Source organism: Streptomyces sp. N35 (assembly GCF_016464295.1).
Taxonomy (GTDB): Bacteria; Actinomycetota; Actinomycetes; order Streptomycetales; family Streptomycetaceae; genus Streptomyces.
On sequence record NZ_JAEIMH010000036.1, the window covers coordinates 1 to 14,499 of the forward strand.

Annotated in this window: 12 protein-coding genes and 1 pseudogene; all 13 read left to right on the forward strand. The window is 71.6% G+C overall.

Annotated elements, in window-relative coordinates; translation table 11 throughout:
• Nucleotides 1-1,431: nitrous oxide reductase family maturation protein NosD (locus tag JAO81_RS20485; RefSeq protein WP_233415663.1), on the forward strand; the 1,431-nt coding region annotated here is incomplete at its 5' end.
• A gap of 1 nt (nucleotide 1,432) precedes the next feature.
• The gene (locus JAO81_RS20490) at nucleotides 1,433-2,686 is read left to right on the forward strand and encodes an O-antigen ligase domain-containing protein (RefSeq protein ID WP_199549350.1); all 1,254 of its coding nucleotides are present in this window, start codon (nucleotides 1,433-1,435) and stop codon (nucleotides 2,684-2,686) included.
• A 2-nt stretch (nucleotides 2,687-2,688) separates the two neighbouring features.
• A complete protein-coding gene (locus tag JAO81_RS20495; RefSeq protein ID WP_199549351.1) occupies nucleotides 2,689-3,816 on the forward strand; it encodes a glycosyltransferase family 4 protein in 1,128 nt (375 codons plus the stop codon).
• Entirely contained in the window at nucleotides 3,817-5,052 is a 1,236-nt protein-coding gene (locus JAO81_RS20500) for a class I SAM-dependent methyltransferase (RefSeq protein ID WP_199549352.1), read from the forward strand.
• Nucleotides 5,049-5,843, forward strand: a complete 795-nt coding sequence (locus JAO81_RS20505; protein WP_199549353.1) for a glucose-1-phosphate cytidylyltransferase — start codon at nucleotides 5,049-5,051, stop codon at nucleotides 5,841-5,843. The genes JAO81_RS20500 and JAO81_RS20505 overlap by 4 nt, the downstream gene beginning before the upstream one ends.
• A pseudogene (locus JAO81_RS20510) lies at nucleotides 5,840-6,487 on the forward strand (PIG-L deacetylase family protein); the annotation flags it as partial. The gene JAO81_RS20505 and the pseudogene JAO81_RS20510, both read left to right, overlap by 4 nt.
• Nucleotides 6,488-6,613: 126 nt before the next feature.
• Nucleotides 6,614-7,639 (forward strand): NAD(P)-dependent oxidoreductase, encoded by a 1,026-nt coding sequence (locus JAO81_RS20515; RefSeq protein WP_199549355.1) that lies wholly within the window; start codon nucleotides 6,614-6,616, stop codon nucleotides 7,637-7,639.
• Between the two features lie 44 nt (nucleotides 7,640-7,683).
• On the forward strand, nucleotides 7,684-8,988 hold the full coding sequence (locus tag JAO81_RS20520) for a DUF4910 domain-containing protein (RefSeq protein ID WP_233415670.1): 1,305 nt from the start codon (nucleotides 7,684-7,686) through the stop codon (nucleotides 8,986-8,988).
• 5 nt (nucleotides 8,989-8,993) lie between these two features.
• Nucleotides 8,994-10,286, forward strand: a complete 1,293-nt coding sequence (locus JAO81_RS20525; RefSeq protein WP_374194319.1) for a hypothetical protein — start codon at nucleotides 8,994-8,996, stop codon at nucleotides 10,284-10,286.
• A 12-nt stretch (nucleotides 10,287-10,298) separates the two neighbouring features.
• Entirely contained in the window at nucleotides 10,299-11,246 is a 948-nt protein-coding gene (locus JAO81_RS20530; protein WP_199549357.1) for a glycosyltransferase family 2 protein, read from the forward strand.
• Nucleotides 11,243-12,454 carry a polysaccharide pyruvyl transferase family protein gene (locus JAO81_RS20535; RefSeq protein WP_199549358.1) on the forward strand — a complete coding sequence of 404 codons (1,212 nt, stop codon included), beginning with the start codon at nucleotides 11,243-11,245 and terminating at the stop codon, nucleotides 12,452-12,454. Before JAO81_RS20530 ends, JAO81_RS20535 begins: the two co-directional genes overlap by 4 nt.
• Complete coding sequence (locus JAO81_RS20540) at nucleotides 12,451-13,002, forward strand: dTDP-4-dehydrorhamnose 3,5-epimerase family protein (protein ID WP_199549359.1); 552 nt, start codon at nucleotides 12,451-12,453, stop codon at nucleotides 13,000-13,002. The genes JAO81_RS20535 and JAO81_RS20540 overlap by 4 nt, the downstream gene beginning before the upstream one ends.
• A gap of 7 nt (nucleotides 13,003-13,009) precedes the next feature.
• A complete protein-coding gene (locus JAO81_RS20545) occupies nucleotides 13,010-14,341 on the forward strand; it encodes a glutamate-1-semialdehyde 2,1-aminomutase (RefSeq protein ID WP_199549360.1) in 1,332 nt (443 codons plus the stop codon).
• Nucleotides 14,342-14,499: the final 158 nt, after the last annotated feature.

Below are 14,499 nucleotides of genomic sequence, written 5' to 3' on the forward strand. Positions count from 1 at the left end.
TGGAGGGCGGGGCGGGGGAGGCGGGCCGCGGCCGTCGCCCGGGTGTGCGCGAAGCCCGCCGAAGGGCCGGCGAAGGCGCCGAAGGGAGCGGTCACGGTCGACCCCGCGGTGGTGAACGACCTCGCCGCCAAGACCAGGAACAGCCCGCCGAACACCACCTTCTGGCTGCGCCCGGGCACCCACACCCTCGAAGCGGACCGCTACGCCCAGGTGCTGCCCAAGAAGGGGAACACCTACCTCGGCGCGCCGGGCGCGGTACTCGACGGCCGCGGGACCAATCAGTACGCGTTCAGCGGCAGCGCGCCCGACGTCACACTGCGCCACCTGACCGTGCGGGGCTTCGTGGCGCCGCACGACCAAGGCGTGGTCAACCACGACTCGGCCGACGGCTGGGTGATCGAGCACAACACCGTCGAGAAAAACTCCGGCGCCGCTCTGATGGCCGGAGCCCGCCAGAAAGTACGCGCCAACTGCCTGCGCGACAACGGCCAGTACGGCCTCAACGCCTACAAGGCAGGCGACTCCATCACCGGCCTCGTGGTCGAGGGCAACGAGATCACCGGCAACAACACCGGCGACTGGGAGCGCAGGAAGCCGGGCTGCGGCTGCACCGGAGGCATCAAGTTCTGGGCTGTCAACGGCGCCGACGTACGCGGCAACTGGGTGCACGACAACCGCGGAACCGGCCTGTGGGCGGACACCAACAACAACGACTTCCGTATCGAAGGCAATGTGATCGAAGCCAACGACGGTGCCGCGCTGATCTACGAGACCAGCTACAACGCGGTCATCACGAACAACACGATCCGGCGCAACAACTGGATCGAGGGGCGCAGAGGCGCCGACCGGGGCGACAGCTTCCCGTTCGCGACCGTCTACGTGTCCGAGTCCGGCGGCGAACCACGGGTCGAGGCCCGCACGGACAAGATCGAGATCTCCCGCAACGTCCTGGAGAACAACTGGTCGGGGATCACCCTGTGGGAGAACGCCGACCGGTTCTGCAACAGCCCGGCCAACACCTCGACCGGCAACTGCACCTTGCTGGTGCGGGACGCCGACCGCTGCGCGCAGCCGGCGATCGCCAAGGCGCCGCTCTACGCCGACTGCCGGTGGAAGACGCAGCGAGTGGACATCCACAGCAACCAGTTCGTCCTCGACCTGGCGGTCGTCAAGTGCAAGAAGGCGGAGTGCGGCCGCATGGCGGTCCTCGCCAACTACGGCACGTACCCCGACTGGTCGCCGTACAAGGGCGAGAAGGTGGCCGAAGCGATCACGCGCGCACAGGACAACCGCTGGTACGACAACGTCTACCGCGGGCCCTGGAGCTTCGTCGCGCACGATCCGAGCGGGACGCTCGACGTCAAACAGTGGCAGGGCGCCGAATACGGCCAGGACGCGGGCAGCACCTTCCGGCCCCGGGCGGGTGGTTGAGATGCGTGGCGAGACGGCCGAGGAGCACACGCCGAAGCTCGTGGGGGTGGCCTGGGGGCTGCTGATCCTCAACACCCTCGGCTCCGCCGGGGCGCAGACCATCATCGCGCTGCCCCGCTCCCTCATCCAGATGGTCACCATGGGCTCGCTGGTCGCGGCGTTCGTGCTGGCCGTCGCGGTCAATCCCCGGCTGCGCTTCCGGCCCAGCGCGCTGCTGCTCCTGCTGACCCTGCTCCTGGTGCCGAGCGTGATCGCCAGCGCGAACCTGGAGGCCGGGTTCGGCGCGCTGTTCCGCTGCGGGCGCTTCGCTCTCTTCGTCGCCACGCTGTGGCTGCTCAGCCGCTGGTGGAACGGTGGCCTGACGTTCGTCCGCAGCCATATCCGGATGTACTTCGCGGTGCTCGGGTCGGTGGCCGCCGGGCTGCTCCTCTCGCCGGGCGCCGCCATGCCGGACCTCTACGGCGGCCGACTGGTCGGCGCGCTGTGGCCGCTCACCCCGCCGCAGATCGGCCAGTACGCCGCGGTGATCATCGGGCTCACGGTGCTGCTCCTGCTCGGGCGGCGCACCGACCGGGCGAGCGCGGCGGTGATCATCGTGCCGTCCCTGCTCCTGCTCGCGCTGACCCACACACGGACCGCGACACTCGGTCTGCTCATCGGCCTGCTCGTGGCGATCGGCTCGCTCGTCCTGACCAGCGCGGCGGCCCGCCGGTTCTTCGCCTGGGCGGTCCTGGTGGCCGCGGTGGCCGCGGTGGCGTTCGGCTCCCTGCTGCAGGCCTGGTTCCTGCGCGGCCAGACCCAGGAGTACTTCACCAGCCTCACCGGCCGCGCCAAGGTCTGGGACGCCCTGCTCGCGGCGCCGCGGACGACCTCGGAGCAGCTGTTCGGCGTGGGGCTTGGCGACAAGTCGTTCGGCGGTCTGCCGATCGACAACAGCTGGCTGGCCGTCTACCACGAGCAGGGACTGACCGGCATCCTCCTCGTCTCGGCGTTCATCGTCGTCCTCGGCGGCGTCGCGCTGCTGCGGCCACCGTCCCTGTCCAGGGCGTGCGCGCTCTTCCTGATCAGCTACTGCGCGATCGCGTCGTACACCGAGGCGGGGCTCGGCGACGCCTCGCCCTACCTGCTCCATCTGGCGCTGGCCGCCTCGCTGTTGGCGGCGCCCGCCGCAACGGCGCCCGCCACGCCGTCGCCCCTGCCGGACGCCCCTCGACGGCGCGTACCGCGCTGGGCCCGTGGATCGGAGGTGAGCTGAGCATGCACGTCCTCGTGGTGCACAACCGCTACGCGTCGGCGCAGCCGAGCGGCGAGAACAAGGTCGTCGACCAGGAAGTGGCGCTGCTGCGTGAGGCGGGACACCGGGTCGAGCTGTTCGAGCGCCGCAGCGACGACATCGCCGCCCGGTCGCTGCTCGGCAAGGTCGCCGTGCCGCTCCAGGTGCCATGGAACCCGGCGGTCCGAAGGGAGTTGACCGCCCGGCTCCGCGGCGACCGGCCGGGCGTCGTCCACCTCCACAACGTCTTTCCGCTCCTGTCGCCCCCGGTCCTCGCCGCCTGCGCCCACCCCCGGCGGGCCGCCCGCCCGTGCACCGAGTGCGTCGGCTCCTCGCCGCTGCCCGCCGTCCGGCACGGCTGCTACCGCGGCTCCCGGCTCGCGACGGTGCCGCTGGCGGTCGGCATGTCGGTCAACCGGCGCAGGTGGTGGTCCGGTGTGGTGCGGTTCCTGTGCATCTCCGAGGCGCAGCGCGACGTTCTCGTACGGGCGGGTCTGCCCCCCGAACTCGCCTCGGTGAAGCACAACTTCGTGCCCGACCCGGGGCTCGTCCGCACCGGCGACGGCGAGCATCTGCTCTATCTCGGGCGGCTCGCCGAGGCCAAGGGCGTACGGCTGCTCATGGCCGCCTGGGACGAGGTCGCGGAGGTCGGCGGGGTGGGCGTGCCGCTGGTGATCGCCGGCACGGGACCGCTGGAGCGCGAGGTGACCGCATGGGCGGCCGGCCGGGACGACGTGCGCCACGTCGGCCTCTACGACACGGACCAGTGCCGCCGGGCCCTCGCCCGGGCGGTCGCCGTGGTCGCGCCTTCGACTTGGCTCGAGGCGTTCGGCCTGGTGGTGGTGGAGGCGATGGCGGCGGGCGTACCGGCCGTCGCCGCCGGACACGGGGCCTTCGCCGAACTCGTCGAGGACGGGGCGACCGGGCTTCTGCACCGGCCGGGCGATCCCGCCTCGCTCGCCTCCTGTCTGCGCCGGATCACGGCCGACCCGGCGCGGAACGGGGAGATGGGCCAAGCGGCCCGGCACCGCTACGAGAAGGACTTCAGCCCGGCCGTCGGGCTCGAACGCCTGGTGGACGAGTACCGCACTGTCATAAATGGGGGGCAGTAGATGACACGATGCCGACTCTGCGGCTCGGCGGCGCTGGCGAGCGTCGTCGATCTGGGGGCGACTCCGCCGTGCGAGAGCTTTCTCGCAGCGGACCGACTCGACCTGCCGGAGCCCGCGTACCCGCTGCACCTGCGGGTCTGCACGGACTGCTGGCTGGCACAGATCCCGCCGCTGATCACACCCGAGGAGACGTTCAAGGAGTACGCGTACTTCTCCTCGTACTCGACCTCATGGGTGGAGCACGCGCGCACCTTCGTCGCCGACGCCGTCGGGCGGGTGGGGCTCGGGCAGGACGCGTTCGTCGTCGAAGTCGCCAGCAACGACGGGTACTTGCTCCGCCATGTGGTGGACCGGGGCATCCGCTGCCTCGGCATCGAACCCTCCGTCAACGTCGGCGGGGCGGCGCGCGAGGCGGGGGTGCCGACGCTCACGGAGTTCCTGAGCCCCGCCGTGGGGTCCGCCGTCCGTGCCGAGCACGGGCCGGCCGACCTGGTCGTGGCGAACAACGTGTACGCCCATATCCCGGACGTCGTCGGGTTCACCGAGGGGCTGCGCGCCCTGGTCGCGGACGACGGCTGGGTCTCCATCGAGGTGCAGCATCTGCTGACCCTGATCGAGGAGAACCAGTACGACACGATCTACCACGAGCACTTCCAGTACTACACGGTCGCCTCCGCGATCCGGGCCCTCGCGAGCGGCGGACTCGCCCTCGTGGACGTCGAGTTGCTGCCCACACACGGCGGCTCCATCCGGCTGTGGGCCAGGCCGGCCGAGGCGGCCGGTGAACCGAGCGCGCGCGTGGCCGACGTACTGGCCCGCGAAAAAGCCGCGGGACTACAGGAGTTGTCGGGGTACACCGAGTTCTCCGCCCGGGTCGCGAAGGTCCGCCGCGAACTGCTCAAGTTCCTCATCGGGGCGGCCGAACGCGGTGAGACCGTCGTCGGCTACGGCGCCCCCGGCAAGGGCAACACCCTGCTCAACCACTGCGGCATCCGGCCCGACCTGCTCGCGTACACGGTCGACCGCAACCCGTACAAACACGGCAGGTTCACACCCGGCACGCGGATCCCGATCCTGCCGCCCGAGCGGATCGCCGCCGACCGGCCCGACTACGTCCTCGTCCTGCCGTGGAACCTGCGGGCCGAGCTCGTCGAGCAGCTGTCCTTCGTCCATGAATGGGGCGGCCGCCTTGTCTTTCCCATCCCGGAACTGAGCATTGTCGAGGTCAAGCCATGAAGGTCGTCCTGTTCTGCGGCGGTTACGGGATGCGGATGCGCAGCGGAGCCGCCGACGACATCCCCAAGCCCATGGCGATGGTCGGTCCCCGGCCGCTGATCTGGCACGTCATGCGCTACTACGCGCACTTCGGCCACACCGAGTTCATCCTCTGCCTCGGCTACGGAGCGCACCACATCAAGGACTTCTTCCTGCACTACGAGGAGACCACGTCCAACGACTTCGTGCTGCGCGGCGGGCGGACCGAGCTTCTGTCCACCGACATCGCCGACTGGACCATCACGTTCGCGCAGACCGGCGTGGAGTCGCCGATCGGGGAGCGGCTGCGGCGGGTGCGGCACCACCTGGACGGCGACGACATGTTCCTCGCGAACTACGCCGACGTCCTCACCGACGCCCCGCTGCCGCGGATGATCGACTCCTTCACCCGGCGCGACGCCGGTGCCTCCATGATGGTCGTGCCGCCGCAGTCCTCCTTCCACTGCGTAGACCTGGGCGAGGACGGCCTGGTGGGCGGCATCACCGCGGTCAGCGAACTGCCGCTGTGGGAGAACGGCGGCTACTTCGTGCTCCGCCAGGAGGTCTTCGACCACATACCCGAGGGCGGCGACCTCGTCGCCGACGGATGTGCCCAACTGGCCAAGCGCGGACGCCTCGTGGCGCACCAGCACCGCGGCTTCTGGAAGCCGACCGACACGGTGAAGGAACGCGCCGCGCTCGACGCCGCCTACGCGCGCGGCGAGCGGCCGTGGGCGCTGTGGGAACGGGAAGACGCCGGGGTGAGCGCGTGATCCGGCTCGGCGTGGGGCGACGCCTCGACCGCATCGTCGCCGTGGGCGCGCACTGCGACGACATCGCCATCGGAGCCGGCGGCACGCTGCTGACGCTGTGCAGCGCGCGGCCGGGCCTGCGCGTCGACGCGCTGGTCCTCTCCGGTGGCGGCAGCGACCGCGAACAGGAGGAGCGGGCCGCGCTCTGCGCGTTCTGCCCGGGCGCCGAACTGCGCCTGACCGTGCTCAAGTTGCCGGACGGCCGGGTGCCCGCGCACTGGGAGGAGGCCAAGGCCGCGATCGAGGAGCTGCGCGAGCAGACCGAGCCGGACGTGGTCCTCGCGCCGCGCACCGACGACGCGCACCAGGACCACCGCGGCCTGGCGCAGCTCGTCACCACCGCCTTCCGCGACCACCTCGTCCTCGGCTACGAGATCGCCAAATGGGACGGCGACCTCGGCCGGCCCGTGGCGTACCAGCCGCTGGCGCCGGAGCTCGCCGAGGAGAAGGTGCGGCTCCTGCACGAGCACTACCCCTCGCAGCGGCACCGGTCCTGGTTCGACCGCGAGGCGTTCCTCGGTCTCGCCCGCATCCGCGGCATCGAATGCCATACGCGCTACGCCGAGGCGTACGCGGTCACCAAACTCACGCTCGACCTGGGCGCTTTCACGCCGAGCGCTTCCACCACGAACGCTTCCGCACCGAACGCTTCCGCACCGAACGCTTCCGCACCGAACGCTTCCGCACCGAGCGCTCTCACGCCGAGCGCTCTCACCCTGGGGGACTGAACCTTGCGCGTACTCCTGACCGGACACCAGGGCTACCTGGGCACCGTGATGGCCCCGGTGCTCACCGCCGCCGGACACCAGGTCACCGGGCTCGACGCCGGCCTGTTCGCCGACTGCGTCCTCGGCCCGCCGCCCGCCGACCCGCAGGGGCACCGGGTGGACCTGCGCGACGTCACGGCCGAGCACCTGGCCGGCGTGGACGCCGTGATCCACCTGGCCGCGCTCTCCAACGACCCCCTGGGATCCCTCGCGCCCGAACTCACCTACGACATCAACCACCACGCGTCCGTACGCCTGGCCCGCCTCGCGCGCGACGCCGGAGTGCGGCGCTTCCTGTACGCGTCGACCTGCTCCGTCTACGGCGCCGCAGGCGGCGAGGACCTGGTGGGCGAGGACGCACCGCTGCGCCCGGTGACCCCGTACGCGGAGTCCAAGGTGCGCGTCGAGGACGACCTGCACGCCCTGGCCGATGACGACTTCAGCCCCGTCTGTCTGCGCAACGCCACCGCCTTCGGCTACTCACCCCGGCTGCGCGCCGACATCGTGCTCAACAACCTGGTGGGCCACGCCCTCCTCTCCGGCGAGGTGCTCGTGCTCTCCGACGGCACCCCCTGGCGCCCGCTGGTGCACGCGGCCGACATCGCACGCGCCTTCACGGCCGCGCTGACCGCACCACGGGCCGCGGTGCACGACCGGGCGTTCAACATCGGCAGCGAGATCAACAACGTCACGGTCGCCGAGATCGCCGAGCAGGTCGCCGCCGCGGTGGCCGGCTCGAAGGTCGTGATCACGGGTGAGAACGGCGCCGATCCGCGCTCGTACCGCGTGGACTTCTCCCGCTTCCGCACCGCGATCCCCGGCTTCGACTGCGAGTGGACCGTCAAGCAGGGCGCAATCGAACTCGCCGACGCCTACCGGCAGTTCGGCCTGACCCGCGAGGACTTCGACCGGCGCTTCACCCGCCTGGCCGTACTGAGCGCGGCCTCCGAGGCCGGCACCGTCGACGACACCCTGCGGTGGCGCCGATGACCGAAGCCGGCGCACCGTCGATGACCGCGGCCAACGGTCCGTCCATGCCCGCGGTCACTGGTCCGTCCACGCCCGCGGCCGGCCCTGGCCGGCAGATGTACGCCCTGGTGGAGCGGCTGTACCCGCTCTGCCGGAGCATCACAGGGGACGGCGTGCGGGCCACCCTGGACATCGTCGGCGAGTACCTCCCGCTCCGGATCCACGAAGTGCCGACCGGGACGCAGGTCCTCGACTGGACGGTGCCGCAGGAGTGGAACATCCGCGACGCGTACATCGCCGACAGTACGGGCCGCCGCGTCGTCGACTTCGCCGCGTCCAGCCTGCACGTGCTCGGCTACAGCGTGCCCGTCTCGGCCACCATGCCCCTGGCCGAACTCCGCCCACACCTGCACACCCTGCCCGACCAGCCCGACTTGGTTCCGTACCGCACCAGTTACTACAAGCCGGACTGGGGATTCTGCCTGGCCCAGAACACCCTCGACGCCCTGCCGGACGGCGACTACGAGGTGCGCATCGACGCCACCCTCGAAGACGGCCACCTGACGTACGCCGAGCATGTCATCCCCGGGCAGGTCCCCGAGGAGGTGATCATCTCCTGCCACGTCTGCCACCCGTCCCTCGCCAACGACAACCTGGCCGGCATCGCGGTGGCCACCTACCTCGCCCGGGCCCTCGCCGAGCGGACGCCGTACTACTCCTACCGGTTCATCTACGCACCCGGCACCATCGGCGCGATCACCTGGCTGGCCCGCAACGCGGAGCGCATCGACCACGTCGCGCACGGGCTGGTCCTGGCCTGCGCCGGCGACACCGGCCGGCTCACGTACAAACGGAGCCGGCGCGGCGACGCGGAGATCGACCGGGTGATGCGACACGTCCTGGCCGCGTCCGAACGCCCGCATGAGATCACCGAGTTCACCCCGTACGGCTATGACGAGCGCCAGTACTGCTCACCCGGGTTCAACCTCGGTGTGGGCTCGCTCAGCCGGACCCCGTACGCCGGCTATCCCGAGTACCACACCTCGGCCGACAACCTGGACTTCGTCTCACCCGAGGCCATGGCGGACACCCTCGCCGTCTGCCGCGAGGCCTTCGCCCTGCTCGACCGCAACCGGAGCTATCTCAACCTCAGCCCTTACGGAGAACCGCAGTTGGGCCGGCGCGGCCTGTACGACGCGCTCGGCGGCCGCAGCGACACCAAGCAGGCCCAGATGGCCATGCTCTGGGTGCTCAGCCTCTCCGACGGCGACCACAGTCTCCTCGACGTCACCGAACGGGCAGGGCTGCCCTTCGACACCGTCGCCGCCGCGGCCGACGCCCTGCGCGGCGCCGGACTGATCAAGGCATGACGCCGATGACCACCGAGGGGGAGAAGGCGACGACCTCGGTGGTCCGGGCCCGGCACGCCCGGCCCACCGCCATGCGAGCCGTCGTCGGCAGGCTGTCCTGGGGCCTGGCCGACCAGGCGGCCTCCAGCCTGACCAACTTCGCGGTGGGCATCTATGTGGCCCGTTCGCTCGGGCTCGTCGCCTTCGGCGTGTTCGGCCTGGCCTGGGTGACGTACGGCGTCGTCCTCAACGTCTCCCGCGGACTGGCCACCGACCCGCTCGTGGTCCGCTTCAGCGGCGTCACGGACGCGTCCTGGCGCGGGGCCGTCGCCCGGTCCTCGGGCACGGCGCTCTGCGTCGGCGGTGCGATCGGCGCGCTGTGTCTGGCCGTCGGGCTGTGCGTCGGCGGCCGGGTGGGGCCCTCGTTCGTCTGTCTCGGCGTGATGCTGCCGGCGTTGCTGCTCCAGGACGCCTGGCGCTACTCGTTCTTCGCCGCGGGCAAGGGACGCAAGGCGTTCGTCAACGACCTCGTCTGGGGCATCGCCCTCATCCCGGCCATGGTGGTGGCGGCCCGCGCGGGCAGCGTCGCCGCGTTCGTGCTCGCCTGGGGCGCGTCCGCGGCCGTGGCCGCGGTCTACGGCTGCTTCCAGTCCGGCATCCTGCCCCGGCTGACCGGAGCACGCGGCTGGCTGCGTGAACAGCGCGATCTGGGCTACCGGTTCCTGGTCGAGAACGTCAGCCTCAGCGGCGCCGTCCAGCTGCGGGCGTACGGGCTCGGCGTGATCGTCGGGGTCGGCGCGGTGGGCGTGATCCGGGGCGCGGAGCTGCTTCTCGGCCCGTTCCTCGCCCTGTTGATGGGGCTCTCCCTGGTCACCGTGGCGGAAGCGGCCCGGGTGCTGCGGGAGGCCCCCCACCGCCTCGCCAAGTTCTGTCTGCTGCTCAGCGTCGGGCAGGCCGCCGCCGCGCTGCTCTGGGGCGGTGCGCTGCTCCTGGTGCCCGACCGGCTCGGTGAGCTGGTGCTCGGTGACGTCTGGGGCGCCGCCTCGCAGCTCATCGTGCCGGTCACGCTCGGCGTCGTGGGCTCCGGTCTGGGCACCGGAGCCGCGGCCGGCCTGCGCGCGCTCGGCGCGGCCCGGCGCAGCCTGCGCTGCCAACTGTTCGCCTCCGCCTGCTACATCGGGGCCGGCCTCGGCGGAGCGGCGGTCGGCGGCACGGCCGGCTCGGCCTGGGGCGTCGCCGCCGCGACCGTCGGCAGCTCGGCCGTCTGGTGGCTCCAACTTCGTTCCGCTCTGCACCAGCACCACCACCCCCCCCAATGAAGCGAGGACACCATGAACGACCATCCCCGGCTCAGCATCGGGCTGCCCGTGTACAACGGCGAGGAGTACCTTCCCGAGGCGCTCGACGCCCTTCTCGGCCAGACCTACGAGGACTTCGAGCTCGTCATCTCCGACAACGCCTCGAGCGATCAGACCCAGGAGATCTGCCACAAGTACGCCGTGCGCGACTCCCGTATCCGCTACATCCGGCTGCCCCGGAACATAGGGGCCGCGCCGAACCACAACTATGTGTTCACCGAGTGCCGGGGCGAGCTGTTCAAGTGGGCCTCGCATGACGACCTTTACGCCCGGGACCTGCTGCAGCGCTGTGTGGAGGCCCTCGACGAGCGGCCCGACGTGGTCCTGGCCCACTCCGGCCAGGCGGTGATCGACGGCGACGGCAAGGTGACGGTCCCGTACGAGTACACGCTCGCCACCGACTCGCCGCACACGCCCGAACGCTTCCGCAGCATGCTGTTCGAGGCCGGCGGCGACGACTTCTACGGAGTGATGCGGGCCGATGTGCTGCGCCGGGTGAAACCGCACGACAGCTACCACCACGCGGACCGCACCTTCGTCGCCGAGATCACCCTGCACGGTGCCTTCCACCAGGTGCCGGAGCTGCTCTACTTCCGCCGCGACCACCCCACCCGTGCCGAACGCGCCAACCCCTCCAAGCGCTCCCGCTGTGTCAACCTCGACCCGCGCCGGGCCGGACCGCTGCACCCGACGCCCCGGCTGCTCGCCGAGTACGTGTGGGGCTTCGCCTCGGCGATCCGGCGGGCGCCGCTGTCGTCGGCCGAACGGCGCGCGTGCTACCGGCACTTGGCGACCTGGCTGGCCAGCAGGGCCAGGCCGGGAGCCGGTGAGCGGGTCGAGGACCGTACCCCGGTGGACCCGGCGCTGCTCACGGTCTCCGTCGACGACCTGGTCGCCGGCCGTGAGGGCAGGCAGGCGTGAGTGCCGTCCGCGTCGGGGTGTTCGGCCTGCTCGGCTCGGGGAACCTCGGCAACGACGGATCCCTCGAGGCCGTGCTCGGCTATCTGCGCACCGAGCATCCGGACGCCGTCGTGGACGCACTGTGCGGCGGACCCGAGGTCGTCAAGGCCCGCTACGGGATCGAGGCGACACGACTGCACTGGTACGGGGGTGAGTACCGGACCGCGTCCCGTGCGGGCGCGATCGCGGGAAAGGGCCTGGGCAAACTCGTCGACATCGTGCGCACCGCCGCCTGGGTGCGCCGCCACGACGTGGTGATCGTGCCGGGCATGGGGGTCCTGGAGGCCACGCTGCCGCTGCGGCCCTGGGGTTTCCCGTACGCGCTGTTCCTGCTCTGCGCGACCGGCCGCCTCTTCCGCACCCGGGTCGCGCTGGTCGGCGTCGGCGCGGACGCGATACGGGAGCGGCCCACCCGGGCCCTGGTGCGCCGGTCGGCGCGGCTCGCCGCGTACCGCTCGTACCGCGACACCCTCTCCCGCGACGCCATGCGCGCGATGGGCGTGGACACCACGCGCGACCGGGTCTGCCCCGACCTCGCGTTCGCCCTGCCGACGCCTGCGGAAAGCGAGCGCCCGGCCTCGACAGGTCTGGTCTGCGTAGGCGTCATGGACTTCCACGGCGGCAACGACGACCGCGCCCGGGCCGAGGAGATCCACCGGCGTTATCTCGACGGCACCACCCGCTTCGTCCGCGCACTCGTGGCCGACGGCCGCCCGGTCCGGCTGCTCACCGGCGACTCCTGCGACTCGCCGGTCGTGGCCGCGATCCTCGACGCGGTGGACTCACCGCTGGTCACCGCCGCCGAAGCGGCCTCCCTGACCGACCTGATGAGGGAGATGACGGGCGCCGACGCCGTGGTGGCGACCCGCTATCACAACCTCGTCTGCGCCCTGAAGGCCGGCACACCGACCCTCGCCCTGAGCTACGCGGCCAAGAGTGACGCGCTCATGGAGCGGATGGGCCTGGGCGCGTACTGCCACCCGGCCCGTGAGGCCGACGTGGACCGGCTGCTCGAACAGTTCCGGGACCTGGAGAAGCGGGCGGCGGAGTTGCGGCAGACCCTGGCCGAACAGAACCTGATCGCGACCGGGCAACTCGACGAGCAGTTCCGCGAGTTGACCAGCGTCCTGTTCCCGGCAGCCGGCAGCGCCCACCAGGAGACCCGATGAAGGTGACCGAAGTACCGGCGATCGCGGGCGCGTTCCTCTTCGAACCCACGCCGCACTCCGACGAGCGCGGCTTCTTCAGCCGTACGTTCGACGCCGACGCGGTCCGCTCGGCCGGCCTGGACCCGCACGCGTTCGTCCAGGACAGCCTGTCCCGCTCGATACGGGGCGTGCTGCGCGGTCTGCATCTGCGCTCCGGCGCCGGCGAGGCCAAGCTGGTCCGCTGCTCGTACGGCAGGATCTTCGACGTCGTCGTGGACCTGCGGCCGGACTCGCCCACGTATCTGGGCCAGGGCTTCTTCGAGCTGTCCGACGAGGCGCAGACGACGCTGTACGTCCCGGCGGGGTGCGCGCACGGCTTCCAGGCGCTGACGTCGATCGCCGACGTCTCGTACCGGATCGACCGTCCGCACGATCCGGCCGAGGACGTGACGATCGCGTTCGACGACCCGGACCTCGCCATCCCCTGGCCGCTGCCGGTCCAATCGATGTCCGCACGGGACCGGCAGGCGCCGAGCCTGGCCGATGTCCTGAAGCACAAGGAGAGTTGAGGCCGCCGTGGACCACTCAGGCGAAGAGATCCGGCTGCCCCGGTCGCGGCAGGCCAACGAACGGCTGCACGCCCTGATCCCCGGCGGCGCCCACACCTATGCCAAGGGCGACGACCAGTACCCCGAGGACCTGGCCCCCGTCATCAGCCACGGCCGCGGCGCCCACGTCTGGGACGTCGACGGCAACCGGTACATCGAGTACGGCTCAGGACTGCGCTCGGTCAGCCTCGGTCACGCCCACCCGCGCGTGACCGAGGCGGCGCGGCGGGAACTGGACCGCGGCAGCAACTTCGTGCGCCCGTCCCTCCTGGAGGCGGAGGCCGCGGAGCGTTTCCTGGCCACCGTGCCGACCGCGGAGATGGTGAAGTTCGCGAAGAACGGCTCCGATGTCACCACCGCCGCCGTACGTCTCGCCCGCGCCGCCACCGGACGCCCGCGGGTGGCCCTGTGCGGCGACCACCCCTTCTTCTCCGTCGACGACTGGTTCATCGGCACCACACCGATGTCGGCCGGCATACCGGCGGCGATCACCGAGCTGACCGTGTCCTTCCCCTACGGCGATCTGGCGGCCACGGAGGAACTGCTGCTGCGGTACGAGAACGAGATCGCCTGTCTGATCCTCGAACCCGCCGGCCACGCCGAGCCCCCGCCCGGCTACCTCGGGGCCCTGCGCGAACTGGCCGACCGGCACGGCTGCGTACTGATCTTCGACGAGATGATCACCGGCTTCCGCTGGTCGGAGGCGGGCGCGCAGGGCCTGTACGGCGTCGTGCCCGACCTGTCCACGTTCGGCAAGGCGCTGGGCAACGGGTTCGCCGTGTCCGCACTCGCCGGGCGCCGTGAGCTGATGGAACGGGGCGGTCTGCGGCACTCCGGTGACCGGGTGTTCCTGCTGTCCACCACGCACGGCGCGGAGACGCACTCCCTGGCCGCCGCGATGGCCGTACAGACCACGTACGTCGAGGAGGGCGTCACCGCGCTCCTGCACGTCCTGGGGGAGCGGTTGGCCGCCGGGGTGCGCGCGGCCGCGGACGGCATGGGTGTCGGCGAACACGTGGTCGTCCGGGGCCGCGCCAGCAACCTCGTGTTCGCCACCCTCGACGAGAACGGGCGGCCGTCACAGGAGTACCGCACCTTGTTCCTGCGCCGTCTCCTCGCGGGCGGGGTGCTGGCCCCGTCGTTCGTGGTCAGCAGCGCGCTCGGCGAGGACGACATCGACCGGACCGTGGACGTGGTGGCCCAGGCATGTGCCGTCTACCGCAAGGCACTTGACGGCGCCGATCCCACGCCCTGGATGGGCGGGCGGGCGGTGAAGCCCGTCTTCCGCCGTCTGGTGTGAAGCCTGTCTTCCGTCGCCTGGTGTGAGGTGCCGGCGTGAGGCGGTGGGGCGTCGCGCGGGTCAGCGGTGGTGCGGGCGGCCGCCGCCGGCCCGCCGCCCCGCCCCCCCGGCCGGCCGCCACCCCGGCCGCAGGGCCCCCCCCACGGGCGGGCGCCCGC

Bases quoted from the DNA above. Each gene is read 5' to 3' on its own strand.
- JAO81_RS20490 (WP_199549350.1), top strand. From the start codon at position 1,433: ATGCGTGGCGAGACGGCCGAGGAGCACACGCCGAAGCTCGTGGGGGTG.
- JAO81_RS20495 (WP_199549351.1), top strand. From the start codon at position 2,689: ATGCACGTCCTCGTGGTGCACAACCGCTACGCGTCGGCGCAGCCGAGC.
- JAO81_RS20500 (WP_199549352.1), top strand. From the start codon at position 3,817: ATGACACGATGCCGACTCTGCGGCTCGGCGGCGCTGGCGAGCGTCGTC.
- JAO81_RS20505 (WP_199549353.1), top strand. From the start codon at position 5,049: ATGAAGGTCGTCCTGTTCTGCGGCGGTTACGGGATGCGGATGCGCAGC.
- JAO81_RS20520 (WP_233415670.1), top strand. From the start codon at position 7,684: ATGCCCGCGGTCACTGGTCCGTCCACGCCCGCGGCCGGCCCTGGCCGG.
- JAO81_RS20525 (WP_374194319.1), top strand. From the start codon at position 8,994: ATGACCACCGAGGGGGAGAAGGCGACGACCTCGGTGGTCCGGGCCCGG.
- JAO81_RS20530 (WP_199549357.1), top strand. From the start codon at position 10,299: ATGAACGACCATCCCCGGCTCAGCATCGGGCTGCCCGTGTACAACGGC.
- JAO81_RS20540 (WP_199549359.1), top strand. From the start codon at position 12,451: ATGAAGGTGACCGAAGTACCGGCGATCGCGGGCGCGTTCCTCTTCGAA.